Raw genomic sequence first — 17,366 nt, 5'->3', positions numbered from 1 at the left:
TCTCAGAACCGTTTGGCAGGCTTTGCCCATGAGCAGCACGAGTGCGCACGCGAGCGGGCAGCGGATCCTGGTCGTGGACGACGAGCCCGAGGTCCGGGCCGCCGTCCAGGACGGGCTGGCCGTCGAGGGGTACGAGGTTCGGGGAGCCGGCGACGGGCTGGCCGCGCTGTCGGAGGTGGCCGGCTGGCAGCCCGACGCGGTGGTGCTCGACGTGATGATGCCCGTGCTGGACGGACTCGGGGTCTGCCGGCAGCTGCGCGCGCTGGGCGACCGTACGCCCGTACTCGTCCTGACCGCGCTGGACTCGGTGAGCGAGCGGGTCGACGGCCTGGAGGCGGGCGCCGACGACTACCTGGTCAAGCCGTTCGCGCTGGACGAGCTGGTGGCCCGGGTCCGGGCCCTGCTGCGGCGGGCCGCGCCCGATCCGGCCGGCGCGGCCGTGCTCGGGTTCGCGGACCTGGTGCTCGATCCCGGGACGCGCACCGGAAGGCGCGGCGGGCGGCTGCTGGAGTTCAGCCGCACCGAGGCGGCCCTGCTGGAACTGCTGCTGCGCCACCCCGGGCAGGTGCTGCCGCGGGAGCTGATCCTGGAGCTGGTGTGGGGGCGGGACTTCGGACCGGACTCCAACTCGCTGGCCGTGTACGTGGGCTACCTGCGGCGGAAGCTGGAGGCGGGCGGCGAGCCACGGCTGGTGCACACCGTCCACGGGGTCGGGTACCGGCTGGGCACGGCGTGAACGGCGGCGGGCCCAGGAGAGGGCGGCGCAGGCTCGGGGCGCGCTGGCGCAGGCGGCGGCCGCTGCGGACGCGGCTGGCGCTGGCGGTCACCGCGGCGGTGGCGCTGGTCGCGGTCGGGGTGTGCACGGCGGCGTTCTTCGTCGTCCGCAGCGCCCTCTACGAGCAGCTGGACCTGAGCCTCACCCAGTCCGCGCGGCTCGCGGCCCAGCGCAACCCGGACTCCGGGCCGGAGATCCTGGCCGGGGAGTGCCGGTTCCTGGCGGCGCCCGCCTGCGCGGAGGTGGTGCCGGCCGACCCGGCGGACGACCCGGCGGCGCCCTACCTGCTGCCGGTGGACGCGACGACGCGGGCGGTGGCGGCCGGGCGGCACGCGCCGTACTACAAGGACATCGTGCACGCGGGGCACCCGACGCGGATGCTCACCACCGACTACGCAAAGGGGCGGGCGCTGCAGGTGGCGCTGCGGGCCGACACCGTCGAGCGCGGGATCGCGGAGGCGGCGTGGTGGCTGGCCCTGATCGGCGCGGGAGGCGTGCTGGTGGCGGCCGGGCTCGGGTACTGGGTGTCGCGGACCGGGCTGGCCCCGGTGACCCGGCTCACGGCCACCGCCGAGCGGATCGCGGCGACGCGGGATCCGCGGCACCGGATCGAACTGCCGCCGCCGGGGCCGCCGGGGTCGCCGGTCCGGGAGGACGAGATCACGCGGCTGGCCGGGAGCTTCAACACCATGCTGGGCGAGCTCGAGCAGTCGGTGACGGCGCAGCGGCGGCTGGTCGCGGACGCCTCGCACGAGCTGCGGACCCCGCTGACGGCGCTGCGGACCAACGCGGAGCTGCTGGCGCGTGGGGAGCGGCTGACGGCGGAGCAGCGCGAGCGGGCCTCGCTCGCGCTGGGGCGGCAGCTGCGGGAGGTGACCGGGCTGGTGAACGACCTGATCGAGCTGGCCCGGGACGAGGAGCCCCAGCCGCTGGTGGAACAGGTCAGGCTGGCTCCGCTGGTGGAGCACTGTGCGGAGGCTGCGCGGGCGCACTGGCCTTCGGTACCGGTGCAGGTGCGCGTCCGCGGGGAGGAGGCGGTGGTGGTGCCGGGGGTGCCGGCGCGGCTGACGCGGCTGGTGTCGAACCTGCTGGACAACGCGGCGAAGTTCAGCCCCGCGGGGGCGCCGGTGGAGGTGGAGCTGGTGGCGCTGGGCGGCGGCGGCGCCGGCGGCGCCGGCCGGGCCGAGCTGACGGTACGGGACCACGGGCCCGGGATCGCGGCCGAGGATCTGCCGTACGTTTTCGACCGGTTCTACCGGGCGGGGGCGGCGCGTGCCCTGCCGGGGTCGGGGCTGGGGCTGGCGATGGCCCGCCAGATCGCCCGGGCGCATGCCGCGGAGCTCGTGGCCGAGCCGGCCCCGGGCGGCGGAGCCCTGTTCCGGCTGACCTTCGGCCCCTGATCACCGGCGGCCCGGCTTCCCGGGGCTCCGCCCAGGACCCCGCGCCCCCCGCGCCGGCGGGGCTGGACGTGCCCGTCAGGGTGTCCCCGGCCGGGGGTCGGCGGGCGATGTCGCGATGCGGGGCAAGGCGTACGGATGGTGGGCCAGGAGCCAGGTGATCAGGCGTTCGCGGACCTGGCAGCGGACCGTCCAGATGTCCGTGGCGTCCTTCGCCGTGACCACCGCCCGGACCTGGATCGTGTGCGGGGTGGTGTCCGTCACCGCCAGGCTGCCGGTGCGGCCGTCCCATTCCGGGATCTCCTTCAGGATCCGCTGGAGCGCCTCCCGCATCAGGTCCAGCGGTGCGCTGTGGTCCAGGTGCCAGAACACCGTTCCGGTCATCTGCGCGCCGCCGCGCGACCAGTTTTCGTACGGCTTGCCTGTGAAATACGACACAGGCATCGTGATCCGGCGCTCGTCCCAGGTGCGCACCACGAGGAAGGTCAGGGTGATCTCCTCGACCGTGCCCCACTCCTCGTCCACGACCACCGTGTCGCCGATCCGCACCGTGTCGCCGAAGGCGATCTGCAGTCCGGCGAACAGGTTGCCCAAAGAGGACTGGGCGGCGATGCCCGCCACGATGCCGAGGACGCCCGCCGAGGCCAGCATCGAGGCGCCGACCGCCCGCATCGGCGGGAACGTGAGCAGCATCGCCGCCACCGCGACCACCACGACCACCGCCGTGACCACCCGGTGGATCAGCGTCACCTGGGTGCGGACGCGGCGCACCCGCGCGTCGTCGGGGTTCCGGTCCGCGTAGCGGGCGTACGAGGAGTCCACGACGGCCGTCGCGATGCGCACCAGCAGCCAGGCCGCCGAGGCGATCAGTACGAGGGTCAGGGCGTGGCCCACGGCGAACACGTGGTCCGCGGGGATCCCGGCCCGGCGGTGGGAGCCGTACAGCAGCGTCGTGCACAGGACGACCTGGAACGGCAGCCGGCACTGGCGCAGCAGCCCCCACAGCGGGGTCTCGCTGTGCCGGGCGTCGGCGCGGCGCAGCAGCAGGTCCAGCAGCCAACCGGCGAGGAGGGTGACGACCAGTGAGCCGCCGAGGACCGCGATCGGGCGCAGAACGGTGTCCGTGTCCATGGACTTCAACGTAACCGGAACGCGGGCTCGGCCTCCTCCCCTTCCACGAATGGCACGATGGGTGCATGAACATCATGCTTTTCCACTCGACGTACGGGCTGCGGCCCGCGGTGAACGCGGCGGCCGACCGGCTGCGCGCGGCCGGTCACCAGGTCCAGGTGCCGGATCTCTTCGAGGGGCGCACCTTCGAGACCGTCGAAGAGGGCATGGCACACCGGGACGAGATCGGCCGCGACGAGTTGCTCAAGCGCGCGGTGCTGGCCTCCGCCCCCTACTCCGACCAGGGCCTGGTCTACGCCGGCTTCTCCTTCGGCGGTTCCGTGGCCCAGCACTTGGCGCTGGCCGACGAGAAGGCGCGCGGGCTGCTGCTCCTGCACGGGACGGCGGACCTGGAGGAGGACACCGCGGTCGACGAGCTGCCGGTGCAGCTGCACATCGCGGATCCGGACCCGTTCGAGACGCACGACTGGCTGACGGCCTGGTACCTGCGGATGCAGCGCGCGGGTGCGGACGTGGAGGTGCACCGCTACCCGGGTGCCGGGCACCTGTTCACGGATCCGGACCTCGACGACTACGACGCGGAGGCCGCGGAGCAGACCTGGAGGGTCGCGCTCGCCTTCCTCGACAGCCTGTAGCGGAGCCAAAGGTGAGGGGCAGGGCACGAACCGCGTGCCCTGCCCCTCGACGCTTCACGCAGTGACTAGGCGCGGTACGCGCTCCACATGCTCTTCATGCGGGAAACCTGACCCGCAGTGAACTGGTACATGCAGGAGTCGTACGTGTAGTCCATGAAGTTGTGGATCGGGTCGACGCCCGTCTTGTTGGTGCAGCTGTCGCGGCCGGTCGGGCACTCGAACGCTGCGGTCTTCTCGGCCGGGGTGTCGGAGACGGAGTCGCCGCTGCCCGAGCAGCCGCCCTGGAAGGTGTGGTAGAGGCCCATCCAGTGGCCGACCTCGTGGGTGCCGGTGTCGCCCTCGTTGTAGTTGGCGGCGGAGCCGCCCGGCAGCGAGGTGTTGAGGACGACCACGCCGTCCATCTTCGGCTGCGAGGCGTAGGAGCTCGGGAAGGTCGCCCAGCCGAGCAGGCCGCCGCCGAGGTTGGCGGTGTACAGGTTCAGCGCGTTCGCGCCGCCCTTGCGCAGGGCGTTCTTCATGTCCTTCTCGGCCTGGGTGCCGTCCGAGACGTTGTACCAGGCGGCGTTGTCGGTGTAGTCGGTGGAGACCAGCGAGAACTGGTAGCCCGAGTCGACGTTGCCGGTGCCCTTGCCGCTGTAGGCGGAGTTGAGGACCGCGATCTGGTTGTTGATGTCCGTGGCGGTCAGCTTGCCGGCGGTGCCGGAGGTGATGACGTGGACGTAGACCGGGATGGTCGTCGCGGCGGTCACCTCGGCGGCGCGCATCTGGCGCTGCGGCCCGAGCTCGGCGCTCTTCTTCGCCAGGTCGGCGTCCATGGCCTTGACCTGGGCGTCCGTCACCTCGTTGGGGTCGGCCACGTGGTTGTCCTTGGGGCGGGCGACCCGGGCGTTGGCGGACGTGCCGGCGTCGGCACAGGCCTCGGAGCCGGTCTGGGGGGCCGCGGCCACGGTCGTGGGGGCCGTGAGCGGGGCGAACGCCAGGGTTCCGGCCAGAACGGCCGTTCCCATGAGGCGGCGTCGGAGCATGGGGGATATGCGGGCGGAAGCGCGCACGTTGACTCCTCGCGGAAGCGTGGTGGGGGGTGAGGGATTTCCTCACGCTGGCGCGAAGCTTATGTGTCCATGTCATGCACTAAGCAAGCCCTGGAAGTAAAAGATTTGTTGCTTCTGAGGGCGAAGGGGCTCCTGGTCTGCACCAGGAGCCCCCCTGAACAGCAGATTTGACAGACAGTCAGAAGATCGTCAGCTGACCGGCTGGTACGCCCGCTCCACCTTCTGCGAGCCGTTCGGGGTGCGGTACGAGCGGGCCCACGCGGCCGTCGCGGCCGGATTCCGCTTGTCGGACACCACGAAGTAGTCCATCTGCGAACGCTCGGCCGTCACGTCGAGGACCCCGTAGCCGTGGGAGTCCATGTCCAGCCACTTCACGTGCCAGTTGGCCGCCTTGATCGCCGATTCCGCTACGAGCGACGCGGTGTCCGCCGGCACGTGCAGGAGGTCGTCGATGTTGTCGGAGGTCACCGACGTCACCACGAACTCGGTGGCCGCCGTACCCGACCCCGGGTACGTCGCCATGTTCATCGGGACCTCGTTCGCCCACGCCATGTGGATGTCACCCGTCAGGAACACCGTGTTCTTGATCTTCCGGTCCTTGAGGTGGGCCAGCAGCTCCTTGCGGTCGTCCGTGTAGCCGTCCCACTGGTCCACGTTGATCGCGAGGCCGCCCTCGGACAGGCCCAGCAGCTTCGCCAGCGGAGCCAGCAGGTGCGCGGGCAGCGAGGCGAAGGCGACCGGCGAGATCATCACCGACGTACCGACCAGCTTCCAGGTCGCGTTCGAGGTGGCGAGGCCCGACTTGAGCCAGTCGAGCTGGGCGCGCCCGGTGATGGTGCGGTCCGGGTCGTCGACCGAGCCGCTGCCTATCTTGGCCTGCTGGGAGCGGAAGGTGCGCAGGTCCAGCAGGTGCAGATCGGCGAGGGTGCCGAAGCGCAGCCGCCGGTAGACGGTGCCGGCGGTGGAGGTGCGTACCGGCATCCACTCGAAGTACGCCTGCTTGGCGGCGGCCGCGCGGGCCGCCCACTCGCCCTCGGCGCCCGGCGTGTGGTTCTCCGCGCCGCCCGACCAGGCGTCGTTGGCGAACTCGTGGTCGTCCCATATCGCCACGATCGCGTGTGCGGCGTGCAGGGCCTGGAGGTCGGCGTCGGTCTTGTACGTGCCGTGCCGGGTCCGGTAGTCGGCGAGGGTGAGGATCTCGTGCCGCGGCTCGTGCGCGCGTACGACGTACTTCGCCTCGGGATAGGCCCCGTTCGCGTACTCGTAGATGTAGTCGCCGAGGTGCAGGATCGCGGTCAGGTCGGTGCGGGCGGCCAGGTGGCGGTACGCCGAGAAGTAGCCGGACTCCCAGTTGGCGCAGGAGACCACGCCGAAGCGGACGCCGGGCGTCGTGGCGTCATGGCCCGGCGCGGTCAGGGTGCGTCCGACCGGGGAGACGGCGCCGCCGGCCGTGAACCGGTAGAAGTACGGGGTCTGCGGCCGCAGTCCGCGTACGTCCGCCTTGACCGTGTGGTCGCAGGCGGCGGTCGCCGTGACCGAGCCGCTCACGACGATCCGGGAGAAGGCCTTGTCCTCGGCGACCTCCCAGGTCACCTGGGTGGCCGGGCCGGCGCCGGAGCCGGGCACGGCCTCGGGGGTGGGGGTCACGCGGGTCCACAGCAGGATCCCGTCGGGCAGCGGGTCGCCGGAGGCGACGCCGTGCAGGAAGGCGGGCCCGTTCGAGGCCGCCGATGCGGGGGAGACGCCCAGTGCGGCCGTCGCGAAGGGCGCGAGGGCGGCCGTGGCCGCAGCGGCCTTGACGACCGTACGCCGGCGCGGAGTTGCCGCAGTGGGGGAGGGGAGATGACTGGTCACGGACCGGCATATTACTGACGGGTACACCGGTTGGAACAGCCCTGTGCAAGCAACGGGCAGGCGAACTCTCAGAGTTCGCCTGCCCGTTGGTTCGGTCCTTTAGGGGTGGATCAGCCCGCGATGGCCTTGTCGACCGCGGCCGTGAACTCCTCCGGCACCATCTTGATCTCGATCTTCTTGCCGTCCATCTTCAGCGACGGGGTGCCCTCGAGGCCGCTCTTCTCGAAGAGCTTCGACATCTCGAGCGCCCAGCGGTTGTACGTACCGTCCTCGACGGCCTTCTTGAACTCGGCGTTGCCCTTGAGCGCCGGCACCTGGTCCGCGATCTTCAGCAGGTAGTCGTCCTTGCCGAACTTGTCGTCGCGCTCCTCCGGGTGGTTCTCCTTGGAGTACAGGGCGCTCTTGTACTCCAGGAACGCCTCCGGGCTGACGTTCAGCGCCGCGCCCAGTGCGCTCAGCGCGTTCTTCGAACCGCTGCCGCCGAAGCCCTTGTCGAGGAAGGTGGCGCCGACGTACTGGATCTTGTACTTGCCGGCGTCCAGGTCCTTCTTGATCTGCGGGCCCACGGTCTGCTCGAACTGGGAGCAGATCGGGCAGCGCGCGTCCTCGTAGAGCTCGAGGGTCTTCTTGGCGTCGGCCTTGCCTATGACGACGGTGGTGCCGTTGTCGCCCGTGGTGTTCTTCGGGGCGACCAGCGTGGCGTCGGCGGCCTTGTCCCACTCGCTCGGCTGGTTGGCCTGCACGACCAGGTAGCCGACGCCGCCGGCCACGGCGAGGGTGGCGACGACGGCGCAGGCCACCAGGACCTGGCGGCGCACCTTGGCCTTCTTGGCCTGCTTCTCGCGCTCGGCACGCAGCCGCTCGCGGGCCGCTGCCTTGTTCGCCTGGCTGTTGCGTGAACTCATGGTGATCTCCGTGGGACGTGACAAGGAAAGGGGGGACTGCGTACGGGTGTCAGGCGCAGACGAGCGCGCCGCGTACGGGAGGTCCCCGGCGTCCCACGGAATGGGCGGGGAAGCGGGTACGGGCCCCCGCACCCGGAAGGGCCGGGCGCCGCACCCGCCGCACCGGGCCGACGGCGGCTGCCGCCGAGGCCGCCGCCAGCAGCAGCGGCCGGAACGCGAAGGCGGCCACCGCGCGCAGCAGCTGGCCCAGCGCGCGCTCCCCGTACCGCAGCCAGGCCGCGGCGAACAGCCCGACCGAGACGTGCGCGCCGAGCAGCAGCCACGGCGTCCAGGGTCCGGGCGAGGCCAGCAGGGCCACCGCGTCGGGGACGGCTCCGGGCACCTCGGCCAGCGGTCCGCCCAGCGGCGGCCCGCCGCACAGCTCGTCCAGGCCCAATGCCCGCAGCGGCCCGGCGACGGGCCCGCCGGCCGGGCCGTAGCAGACGTGCTGCCCGGCGGTGAAGACCGTGTCGGCGGCCAGCTCCAGCGGAACCAGCAGCCCGGCGATGGGACCGAAGCCCCGCTCGCGGCCCGCCAGCGCGTACGTGAGCAGGAACACCCCGGCGAAGGCCCCGGCCACCAGCGCGGGCGGCAGCGGGACCCGGGACATCAGGACGTGCGAGCCGGCCGAGAGCAGCACGACGAGTGCGCTGAACAGCGCGGCCCGCAGCCCCCGGAGTCCTGCCCTCGATATGTCCATCGCCGCGAGTCTGCCACGAGTACCTGTGAACACGGGTCCCCGGTCCCGTGCGGCCCGGGGCCCGCGGCCGAAAGTGCCCGATGCATGAGAGTGCTCAGTGCACGAAAGCGCTCAGTGCACGAAAGCGCTCAGTGCATGATGCGGCCGTTGCGGAACAGGTCCACGAAGATCTGGTGGTCGGCGCGCGCCCGGGCGCCGTACGCGTGGGCGAAGTCGACCAGCAGGTCCGCGAAGCCCTCCTCGTCCGCCGCGATCGCCGCGTCGATGGCCCGCTCGGTGGAGAACGGGACCAGCGAGTGCCCGCTCTCGGCCTCGTCGGCCGACGCGTGCATGGTCGCCGTGGCCCGGCCCAGGTCCGCGACCACGGCCGCGATCTCCTCCGGGTCGTCCAGGTCCGACCAGTCCAGGTCCACCGCGTACGGGGAGACCTCCGCCACCAGCTGCCCGGACCCGTCCAGCTCGGTCCAGCCCAGCCACGGGTCGGCGTGCGCCTGGAGGGCGCGCTGGGAGATCACCGTGCGGTGCCCCTCGTGCTGGAAGTAGTCCCGTACCGCCCGGTCGGTGATGTGCCGGGACACCGCCGGGGTCTGCGCCTGCTTGAGGTAGATCACGACGTCGTTCTCCAGGGCGTCGCTGTGCCCCTCCAGCAGGATGTTGTACGAGGGCAGGCCGGCCGAGCCGATCCCGACGCCGCGGCGGCCCACCACGTCCTTGACCCGGTAGGAGTCCGGCCGGACGAGGGACTCGTCCGGCAGGGTCTCCAGGTACCCGTCGAAGGCGGCCAGCACCTTGTACCGGGTGGCCGCGTCCAGCTCGATCGAGCCCCCGCCGGAGGTGAAGCGGCGCTCGTAGTCGCGGATCTCGGTCATCGAGTCCAGCAGCGAGAAGCGGGTGCGGGAGCGGGCCGAGCGCAGGGCGCCCAGCAGCGGGCCCTCGGCGGTGTCCAGGGTGAAGGAGGGCACCTCTTCGTGCTTGGCGCCGGTCGCCAGGCGGTGGATCCGCTCCCGGTAGGCGCCCGCGTAGGTGCGCACCAGCTCGCCGATCTGCTCGTCGCTGAGCGCCTTGGTGTAGCCGATCAGGGCGACGGAGGCCGCGAACCGCTTGAGGTCCCAGGTGAAGGGGCCGACGTACGCCTCGTCGAAGTCGTTGACGTTGAAGATCAGCCGGCCGTTGGCGTCCATGTACGTGCCGAAGTTCTCGGCGTGCAGATCGCCGTGGATCCAGACCCGGCCGGTCCGCTCGTCGAGGTAGGGCCCGCCGTGCCGGTCCCGCTCCAGGTCGGCGTAGAAGAGGCAGGCCGTGCCCCGGTAGAAGGCGAACGCGGAGGCGGCCATCTTCCGGAATTTGACCTGGAAGGCCGCGGGGTCGGCGGCGAGCAGCTCACCGAATGCGGTGTCGAACACGTCGAGTATCTGCTCGGCGCGCTGCTCGTTCGTCGTCTCGGGAACCGCCATGGCGGATGCCTCCTGGTGCACGGGCTGGTACAGGTTCTGACCGACTGGACGTCGGGTGGGTCGTCCTGGTTCTGCAACGCCCGACCGTACCCCGCAGTGCCCGCGGTCTGTCACTCCTGGGACGTAGGATTCATAGCTGCCGCCGCCCCCACCGTCAGGAGCCTCCCGCCGTGACCAAGCAGCCGTTCACGCACCTGCACGTCCACACCCAGTATTCGCTGCTGGACGGTGCCGCGCGGCTCAAGGACATGTTCAACGCGTGCAACGAGATGGGCATGACGCACATCGCGATGTCCGACCACGGCAACCTGCACGGGGCGTACGACTTCTTCCACACCGCCCAGAAGGCCGGGATCACCCCGATCATCGGCATCGAGGCGTATGTCGCCCCCGAGTCCCGCCGCAACAAGCGGCGCATCCAGTGGGGCCAGCCCCACCAGAAGCGCGACGACGTGTCCGGTTCCGGTGGCTACACCCACAAGACGATCTGGGCGGCGAACGCCACCGGCCTGCACAACCTCTTCCGGCTGTCCTCCGACGCGTACGCCGAGGGCTGGCTCACGAAGTGGCCGCGCATGGACAAGGAGACCATCAGCAAGTGGTCGGAGGGCCTGATCGCCTCCACCGGCTGCCCCTCCGGCGAGCTCCAGACCCGACTGCGCCTCGGCCAGTTCGACGAGGCCCTGAAGTCGGCCTCCGAGTACCAGGACATCTTCGGCAAGGACCGGTACTTCCTGGAGCTGATGGACCACGGCATCGAGATCGAGCGCCGCGTCCGCGACGGCCTGCTGGAGATCGGCAAGAAGCTCGGCATCCCGCCGCTGGTCACGAACGACTCGCACTACACGTACGCGAGCGAGGCCGGCGCCCACGACGCCCTGCTCTGCATCCAGACCGGCAAGAACCTCTCGGACCCCGACCGCTTCCGCTTCGACGGCACCGGCTACTACCTGAAGTCGACCGACGAGATGTACGCGATCGACTCCTCGGACGCCTGGCAGGAGGGCTGCGCCAACACGAAGCTGGTCGCGGACCAGGTCGACACCGAGGGCATGTTCAAGTTCCGGAACCTGATGCCGAAGTTCGACATCCCGGAGGGCCACACCGAGGTCAGCTGGTTCCGCGAGGAGACCATGCGCGGCATGCACCGCCGCTACCCCGGAGGCATCCCGGACGACCGGATGCAGCAGGCCGAGTACGAGATGGACACGATCATCTCGATGGGCTTCCCGGGCTACTTCCTCGTGGTCGCCGACTTCATCATGTGGGCGAAGAACCAGGGCATCGCGGTGGGCCCGGGCCGAGGCTCCGCGGCCGGCTCGATCGTCGCGTACGCCATGGGCATCACCGACCTCGACCCGCTCACCCACGGCCTGATCTTCGAGCGGTTCCTGAACCCCGAGCGCGTCTCCATGCCCGATGTCGACATCGACTTCGACGAGCGTAGGCGCGTCGAGGTGATCCGGTACGTGACCGAGAAGTACGGCGCCGACAAGGTCGCCATGATCGGCACGTACGGCACCATCAAGGCCAAGAACGCGATCAAGGACTCGGCCCGCGTCCTGGGCTACCCGTACGCCATGGGCGACCGGCTCACCAAGGCCATGCCCGCCGACGTCCTCGGCAAGGGCATCCCCCTCTCCGGCATCCTCGACCCGCAGCACCCCCGCTACGGCGAGGCCGGCGAGATCCGCGGGATGTACGAGAACGAGCCGGACGTGAAGAAGGTCATCGACACCGCGCGCGGTGTGGAGGGCCTGGTCCGCCAGATGGGCGTGCACGCCGCCGGCGTGATCATGTCCAGCGAGACGATCACCGACCACGTGCCCGTCTGGGTGCGGCACACCGACGGCGTCACCATCACCCAGTGGGACTACCCGAGCTGCGAGTCGCTCGGCCTGCTGAAGATGGACTTCCTCGGCCTGCGCAACCTCACGATCATGGACGACGCCGTCAAGATGGTGAAGGCCAACAAGGGGATCGACATCGATCTCCTGGCCCTCCCGCTCGACGACCCCAAGACCTTCGAACTGCTCGGCCGCGGCGACACGCTCGGCGTCTTCCAGTTCGACGGCGGGCCCATGCGCTCCCTGCTGCGCCTGATGAAGCCCGACAACTTCGAGGACATCTCCGCCGTCTCGGCCCTGTACCGGCCGGGCCCGATGGGCATGAACTCGCACACGAACTACGCCCTGCGCAAGAACAAGCAGCAGGAGATCACCCCGATCCACCCGGAGCTGGAGGGGCCCCTCGAAGAGGTGCTCGCGGTCACCTACGGCCTGATCGTCTACCAGGAGCAGGTCCAGAAGGCCGCCCAGATCATCGCCGGGTACTCGCTCGGCGAGGCCGACATCCTGCGCCGCGTGATGGGCAAGAAGAAGCCCGAGGAGCTGGCGAAGAACTTCGTCATCTTCGAGGAGGGCGCCAAGAAGAAGGGCTTCAGCGACCAGGCGATCAAGGCCCTGTGGGACGTCCTGGTCCCCTTCGCCGGCTACGCCTTCAACAAGGCCCACTCGGCCGCGTACGGCCTGGTCTCCTACTGGACCGCCTACCTCAAGGCGAACTTCCCGGCCGAGTACATGGCCGGCCTGCTCACCTCGGTCAAGGACGACAAGGACAAGTCCGCGATCTACCTGAACGAGTGCCGGCGCATGGGCATCAAGGTGCTCCCGCCGAACGTCAACGAGTCCGAGCCGAACTTCGCCGCCCAGGGCGACGACGTGATCCTCTTCGGCCTCACCGCCGTGCGCAACGTCGGCCAGAACGTCGTCGAGTCGATCATCAAGACCAGGAAGGCCAAGGGGAAGTACTCCAGCTTCCCCGACTTCCTGGACAAGGTCGAGGCCGTCGTCTGCAACAAGCGCACCGTCGAGTCGCTGATCAAGGCCGGCGCCTTCGACGAGATGGGCCACACCCGCAAGGGCCTGGTCGCCCACCACGAATCGATGATCGACAACGTGGTCGCGGTCAAGCGCAAGGAGGCCGAGGGACAGTTCGACCTCTTCGGCGGAATGGGTGACGAGGGCGCGAGCGACGAACCCGGCTTCGGGCTCGACGTCGAGTTCTCCGACGTGGAGTGGGAGAAGTCCTACCTGCTCGCCCAGGAGCGCGAGATGCTCGGCCTGTACGTCTCCGACCACCCGCTCTTCGGCCTGGAGCACGTGCTCTCCGACAAGACGGACGCCGGCATCTCCCAGCTGACCGGCGGCGAGCACTCCGACGGCGCCGTCGTCACCATCGGCGGCATCATCTCGGGCCTCCAGCGCAAGATGACCAAGCAGGGCAACGCCTGGGCCATCGCCACCGTCGAGGACCTCGCCGGATCCATCGAGTGCATGTTCTTCCCCGCGACCTACCAGCTCGTCTCCACCCAGCTGGTCGAGGACACCGTCGTCTTCGTCAAGGGCCGCCTCGACAAGCGCGAGGACGTGCCCCGGCTGGTCGCCATGGAGATGATGGTCCCCGACCTCTCCTCGGCCGGAACGAACGCACCCGTCGTCCTCACCATCCCGACGGTCAAGGTCACTCCTCCGATGGTCACCCGGTTGGGCGAGATCCTTCGCCACCACAAGGGCAACACCGAGGTCCGGATCAAGCTCCAGGGGCCGCGGACCACCACCGTGCTGCGCCTCGACAAGCACCGGGTCCAGCCCGACCCGGCGCTCTTCGGCGACCTCAAGGTGCTCCTCGGTCCGTCCTGCCTGGCCGGATGACGCCGTACGCGGGGGCCTGCGCCCGCAGCCGGACGTGAAGAAGGGCGCGCCCAGAGCTCTGGGCGCGCCCTCGTGCGCGGTGCTCGCGGAGGCGTCAGTTGTGGCCGAACTTCTTCTGCTTGCCCTTGCGGGCCATGTCCATCGGACTCGGGCTGCTGCCGGACGGCTCGGACACGGATTCCGTCGAGCCCTTCGACGGATCCTGCGACGACGAGCGGGCCTGCTGCTTCTGCTCATGCTGGCGGTTCTTGTTCTTGGCCATGGTGGAGCCTCCGTGAGGGTCTAGGGGCCAGGACCGCCTTCACCCTCACACGCCACCACAAACCGCGCATTTTGGATCTTTACTGCGTGTAGCCGGGAAGTCCGCTTTCGGAAACGCCCGCAAGATCCGCCACGCCGATGATCGAGTTCCGGCCGTCAACACCCTTGCGGTCGGGCAGACTCGGGGAACCCACGACAAACACACAGGATCCCCGGGGAAGAGGGTGGTACGCGTGGACCGCTGCGTCGTCCTGGTGGACGCCGGCTATCTGCTGGGCGCCGCCGCCAGTCTTCTCGCCGGAGAGCCCTCCCGCTCCCGTATCACCGTGGACCATGCCGCCCTCATCCAGGGACTGCGCGAGCGGGCCGAGGCCGACACCGAGCAGCCCCTGCTGCGCATCTACTGGTTCGACGGCGCACCCGACCGGGTGCCCCAGCCCGAGCACCGGCGGCTGCGCGTCATGCCCCGTGTCACCGTCCGCCTCGGCGCCCTGACCCGCAGCGACGGCCGCTGGGCACAGAAGGGCGTGGACGCCGCCATGCACGCCGAGCTCACCGAGCTGGCCCGCAACCGCGCCTGCTCCGACGTCGTACTCGTCACGGGCGACGGGGACCTGCTGCCCGGCCTGATGTCCGCCAAGGAACACGGCGTCGCCGTCCACCTGTGGGCCGTCCAGGCCGCCGACGGCGACTACAACCAGTCCGAGGACCTCGTCGCCGAGGCCGACGAGCGCCGCGTCCTGGACCGGGCCTGGATCACCCGCGCCGTCCGCGCCAAGGACCTCGCCGGACTGTGCGCACCGCCGCCCGCGCCGCGCCCCGAGATCGCCGCGATCCTCTCCGCCCCACTGCCCGAGGCCGCCCTCGCCGAGGCCGCCCGCAGCGCCGGCGGCAACGGCGCCGGAGCCCCCGCCCCCGCCGCGCCCGAAGGCAACGGCGCCCCCGTGCCCGCACCCGCCGCCGGGGGCAAGACCGTCCCCACGCCCAAGGACCTCGCCGGCTCGCTGCGCGCCCCCGGCCAGCAGCCCGGCCCCTCCGGAGCCCACGGCGCCGCCGCCCAGCAGCCCCCGGCCGGCAGCGCCCTGCGCTGGTCCTCCGACAAGGGCTGGATCGACCGGGCCGGACCGCTCGGCGAACCCGCCGAGACCGCCTCGCTGCCCACCCTCGCCCAGCTCACCAGCGCCGAACAGCGCTGGGCCGACCGCGAGGAGGACATCACCACCGTCGGCGGAGACCCCTTCGAGGTCGGCCAGGTCTTCGCCCGGCGCTGGATGGAACGCCTCCCGGAGACCGTCCACCTGCAGAAACTCGCCACGATGTACCCGCGGATCCCGCACCGCATCGACGGGGAGCTGCTGCGCTACGCCGCCCGGTTCGGGCTGCTCGCCCACAAGGACGACCAGATCGACGAGCACGACCGCTACGCCATCCGCGCCGGGTTCTGGAGGGAGATCGACGTCCGCGCCGCCGCCGAGCACGTGGCCGCCACACCCTCCGCCGTGCCCGCCGGGCCGCCGACCCCGGCAGCGGAGTAAGGGCCGAAGCCGCGTAGGCTGCTCCCTCGTGAGTACGGGCACAGCATCAGCACGACCGAGCACGGCAGCGGCCGCGGACGCGGCCTCCGACGTGGTCTGCGTGGTGCGTGACCTGGTCAAGACGTACCCAGCGGTACGGGGCCGGCGCGGGGCCCCCGCCCTGCCCGAGACCCGGGCCACCGACGGGATCTCCCTGGACGTCAGGCGCGGCGAGATCTTCGGCCTGCTCGGCCCCAACGGCGCCGGCAAGTCCACCCTGGTCCGGCAGCTCACCGGCCTGCTGCGGCCCGACTCGGGCGCCGTGACCCTGCTCGGCCACGACCTCGTACGCCACCCCGAGCGGGCGGCCCGGCTGCTCGCCTACCTGGGGCAGGAGTCCACCGCCCTCGACGAGCTCACGGTGGCGCTGGCCGCCGAGACCACGGGACGGCTGCGCGGGCTCGACGCACGGGCGGCGCGGGCCGAGCGGGACGCCGTACTCGAGGAACTCGGGCTGACCCCGATCGCCGGGCGGCCCCTGAAGAAACTTTCCGGCGGGCAGCGGCGCCTGGCCTGCTTCGCCGCCGCACTGGTGGGGGAGCGGCCCGTGCTGGTCCTCGACGAGCCCACCACCGGCATGGACCCCGTGGCCCGGCGGGCCGTGTGGGCGGCCGTGGACCGGCGGCGCGCACGGCACGGGGCCACCGTCCTGCTCGTCACGCACAACGTCATCGAGGCCGAGACCGTCCTGGACCGGGTCGCCGTCATCGACCAGGGCCGGGTCATCGCCTGCGACACCCCGGCCGGGCTGAAGGCCCGCGTCTCCGGCGAGGTCCGGCTGGAGCTGGTGTGGCGCACCGCGCCGCCGCTGGACGTACCCGAGGTCGCGGCGCTCGCGCCGGCGGCCGCCGGAGCCGGGCGCCGGTGGGTGCTGCGGCTGGAGCCCGACGCGGCGCGTGCCGCGGTCGCCGCGGTGACCGGCGGGCCGGCCTTCGCCGCCCTCGACGACTTCACGCTGGCGACCCCGAGCCTGGAGGACGTCTACCTCGCGCTGGGCGGGCGTACGACGAAGGGCCTGGTGAAGTCGTGAGCACCACTGCTGTGGGCGGCGCGGTCGGGGTGCTCGCACCGCGGGCGCGGCTCTTCCCGTCCCTGGCCGCCGTGTACCGGGCGCAGCTGTCCCGGGCCCGCGTGTCCCGGATCCCGCTGCTCTTCGTCGCCACCTTCCAGTCCGTCGGGATCATGATCCTGATGCGGGGCGTGGTGGACGGCGGCTCGGAGGCCCGGGCCGTGGTCGCGGGCTCGTCCGTGCTGGTCGTCGCCTTCGTCGCGCTGAACCTGCTCGCGCAGTACTTCGGGCAGCTGCGGGCCAGCGGCGGGCTGGACCACTACGCCACGCTGCCCGTGCCGCCCGCCTCGGTGGTGCTGGGCGCGGCCGCCGCGTACGCCTCCTTCACGCTGCCGGGCACGCTGGTGACGGCGGTGTTCGGATGCCTGCTGTTCGGGCTGCCGATGGGCGGGCTGTGGATCCTGGCCGCGGTGGTGCCGCTGGCCGGGGCCGCGCTGGCCGGGCTGGGCGCGGCGCTGGGGCTGCTGGCGCCGCGGCAGGAGCTGGCCACGCTGGCCGGGCAGCTCGGCATGTCGGCGGCGCTGCTGCTGGGGGTGCTGCCGCCGGAGCGGATGCCGGACGTGATCGTGTGGGCGCGGGACCTGCTGCCGTCGACGTACGGGGTGGAGGCGTTCGCGCGGACGTTCGCACCGCATCCGGACTGGGCGGCGGTCGGGCTGGACCTCGGGGTGTGCGGGGCGGTGGGCGTGCTCTCGCTGGCCGCCGCGACGTGGGCGTACCGGCGGGCGTCGGTCCGCTGACGGCGACGACGCCGCCGGCGCCGTAGCCGCTGAAGCCGACGCGGCGGGCACCTGGCACGATGTGGGG

At 71.4% G+C, this 17,366-nt stretch carries 14 protein-coding genes; 7 read left to right on the top strand and 7 right to left on the bottom strand.

All coding sequences use genetic code 11. The annotated features are described in order from the left end of the window. The first annotated feature begins 28 nt into the window (after positions 1–28). Together ACZ49B_RS03450 and ACZ49B_RS03445 are read left to right on the top strand one after the other, a co-directional pair. Positions 29–736, top strand: coding sequence for a response regulator transcription factor (locus ACZ49B_RS03450; protein ID WP_468299998.1), 708 nt, complete (start codon positions 29–31; stop codon positions 734–736). After that, a complete protein-coding gene (locus ACZ49B_RS03445; protein WP_468299996.1) occupies positions 733–2,175 on the top strand; it encodes a sensor histidine kinase in 1,443 nt (480 codons plus the stop codon). Before ACZ49B_RS03450 ends, ACZ49B_RS03445 begins: the two co-directional genes overlap by 4 nt. A gap of 75 nt (positions 2,176–2,250) precedes the next feature. On the opposite strand, the gene ACZ49B_RS03440 is transcribed toward ACZ49B_RS03445, so the two are convergent. Continuing rightward, entirely contained in the window at positions 2,251–3,303 is a 1,053-nt protein-coding gene (locus tag ACZ49B_RS03440) for a mechanosensitive ion channel family protein (RefSeq protein WP_468299994.1), read from the bottom strand. 65 nt (positions 3,304–3,368) lie between these two features. Between ACZ49B_RS03440 and ACZ49B_RS03435 the strand changes: the two genes are divergently transcribed. Further along, positions 3,369–3,938 (top strand): dienelactone hydrolase family protein, encoded by a 570-nt coding sequence (locus tag ACZ49B_RS03435; RefSeq protein WP_468299992.1) that lies wholly within the window; start codon positions 3,369–3,371, stop codon positions 3,936–3,938. 65 nt (positions 3,939–4,003) lie between these two features. Here the strand turns inward: ACZ49B_RS03435 and ACZ49B_RS03430 are convergent, their stop codons facing one another. From ACZ49B_RS03430 to ACZ49B_RS03410, 5 genes are all read right to left on the bottom strand, one after another. Continuing rightward, positions 4,004–4,945, bottom strand: coding sequence for a zinc metalloprotease (locus ACZ49B_RS03430; protein ID WP_468299990.1), 942 nt, complete (start codon positions 4,943–4,945; stop codon positions 4,004–4,006). 234 nt (positions 4,946–5,179) lie between these two features. Then, on the bottom strand, positions 5,180–6,844 hold the full coding sequence (locus ACZ49B_RS03425) for an alkaline phosphatase D family protein (protein WP_468299988.1): 1,665 nt from the start codon (positions 6,842–6,844) through the stop codon (positions 5,180–5,182). 110 nt (positions 6,845–6,954) lie between these two features. Then, complete coding sequence (locus ACZ49B_RS03420) at positions 6,955–7,749, bottom strand: thioredoxin domain-containing protein (protein WP_468299986.1); 795 nt, start codon at positions 7,747–7,749, stop codon at positions 6,955–6,957. A 49-nt stretch (positions 7,750–7,798) separates the two neighbouring features. After that, complete coding sequence (locus ACZ49B_RS03415; RefSeq protein WP_468299984.1) at positions 7,799–8,488, bottom strand: hypothetical protein; 690 nt, start codon at positions 8,486–8,488, stop codon at positions 7,799–7,801. Positions 8,489–8,616: 128 nt separating this feature from the next. Beyond that, the gene (locus tag ACZ49B_RS03410; RefSeq protein ID WP_468299982.1) at positions 8,617–9,942 is read right to left on the bottom strand and encodes a DUF2252 domain-containing protein; all 1,326 of its coding nucleotides are present in this window, start codon (positions 9,940–9,942) and stop codon (positions 8,617–8,619) included. A gap of 170 nt (positions 9,943–10,112) precedes the next feature. Between ACZ49B_RS03410 and dnaE the strand changes: the two genes are divergently transcribed. Then, positions 10,113–13,655, top strand: a complete 3,543-nt coding sequence (gene dnaE / locus ACZ49B_RS03405) for a DNA polymerase III subunit alpha (RefSeq protein ID WP_468299980.1) — start codon at positions 10,113–10,115, stop codon at positions 13,653–13,655. Between the two features lie 94 nt (positions 13,656–13,749). Here dnaE and ACZ49B_RS03400 read toward each other — a convergent pair whose 3' ends face one another. Further along, positions 13,750–13,917, bottom strand: coding sequence for a hypothetical protein (locus ACZ49B_RS03400; protein WP_468299978.1), 168 nt, complete (start codon positions 13,915–13,917; stop codon positions 13,750–13,752). A 223-nt stretch (positions 13,918–14,140) separates the two neighbouring features. Between ACZ49B_RS03400 and ACZ49B_RS03395 the strand changes: the two genes are divergently transcribed. Genes ACZ49B_RS03395 through ACZ49B_RS03385 form a run of 3 tightly spaced genes read left to right on the top strand, consistent with a single transcriptional unit; the run spans position 14,141 to position 17,299 of the window. Beyond that, the gene (locus tag ACZ49B_RS03395; RefSeq protein WP_468299976.1) at positions 14,141–15,451 is read left to right on the top strand and encodes an NYN domain-containing protein; all 1,311 of its coding nucleotides are present in this window, start codon (positions 14,141–14,143) and stop codon (positions 15,449–15,451) included. Between the two features lie 28 nt (positions 15,452–15,479). Beyond that, on the top strand, positions 15,480–16,520 hold the full coding sequence (locus tag ACZ49B_RS03390; protein ID WP_468299974.1) for an ABC transporter ATP-binding protein: 1,041 nt from the start codon (positions 15,480–15,482) through the stop codon (positions 16,518–16,520). Then, on the top strand, positions 16,517–17,299 hold the full coding sequence (locus tag ACZ49B_RS03385; protein ID WP_468299972.1) for an ABC transporter permease: 783 nt from the start codon (positions 16,517–16,519) through the stop codon (positions 17,297–17,299). The genes ACZ49B_RS03390 and ACZ49B_RS03385 overlap by 4 nt, the downstream gene beginning before the upstream one ends. The last annotated feature ends 67 nt before the right edge of the window (positions 17,300–17,366 follow it).

The organism is Streptomyces sp. NPDC031132 (assembly GCF_055570595.1).
The sequence above is the reverse complement of the archived record's forward strand: the minus strand, read 5'-3'. Positions and strand labels throughout refer to the sequence as shown.

Bases quoted from the DNA above. Each gene is read 5' to 3' on its own strand.
- ACZ49B_RS03450 (WP_468299998.1), top strand. From the start codon at position 29: ATGAGCAGCACGAGTGCGCACGCGAGCGGGCAGCGGATCCTGGTCGTG.
- ACZ49B_RS03440 (WP_468299994.1), bottom strand. From the start codon at position 3,303: ATGGACACGGACACCGTTCTGCGCCCGATCGCGGTCCTCGGCGGCTCA.
- ACZ49B_RS03435 (WP_468299992.1), top strand. From the start codon at position 3,369: ATGAACATCATGCTTTTCCACTCGACGTACGGGCTGCGGCCCGCGGTG.
- ACZ49B_RS03430 (WP_468299990.1), bottom strand. From the start codon at position 4,945: ATGGGAACGGCCGTTCTGGCCGGAACCCTGGCGTTCGCCCCGCTCACG.
- ACZ49B_RS03420 (WP_468299986.1), bottom strand. From the start codon at position 7,749: ATGAGTTCACGCAACAGCCAGGCGAACAAGGCAGCGGCCCGCGAGCGG.
- ACZ49B_RS03415 (WP_468299984.1), bottom strand. From the start codon at position 8,488: ATGGACATATCGAGGGCAGGACTCCGGGGGCTGCGGGCCGCGCTGTTC.
- ACZ49B_RS03410 (WP_468299982.1), bottom strand. From the start codon at position 9,942: ATGGCGGTTCCCGAGACGACGAACGAGCAGCGCGCCGAGCAGATACTC.
- ACZ49B_RS03400 (WP_468299978.1), bottom strand. From the start codon at position 13,917: ATGGCCAAGAACAAGAACCGCCAGCATGAGCAGAAGCAGCAGGCCCGC.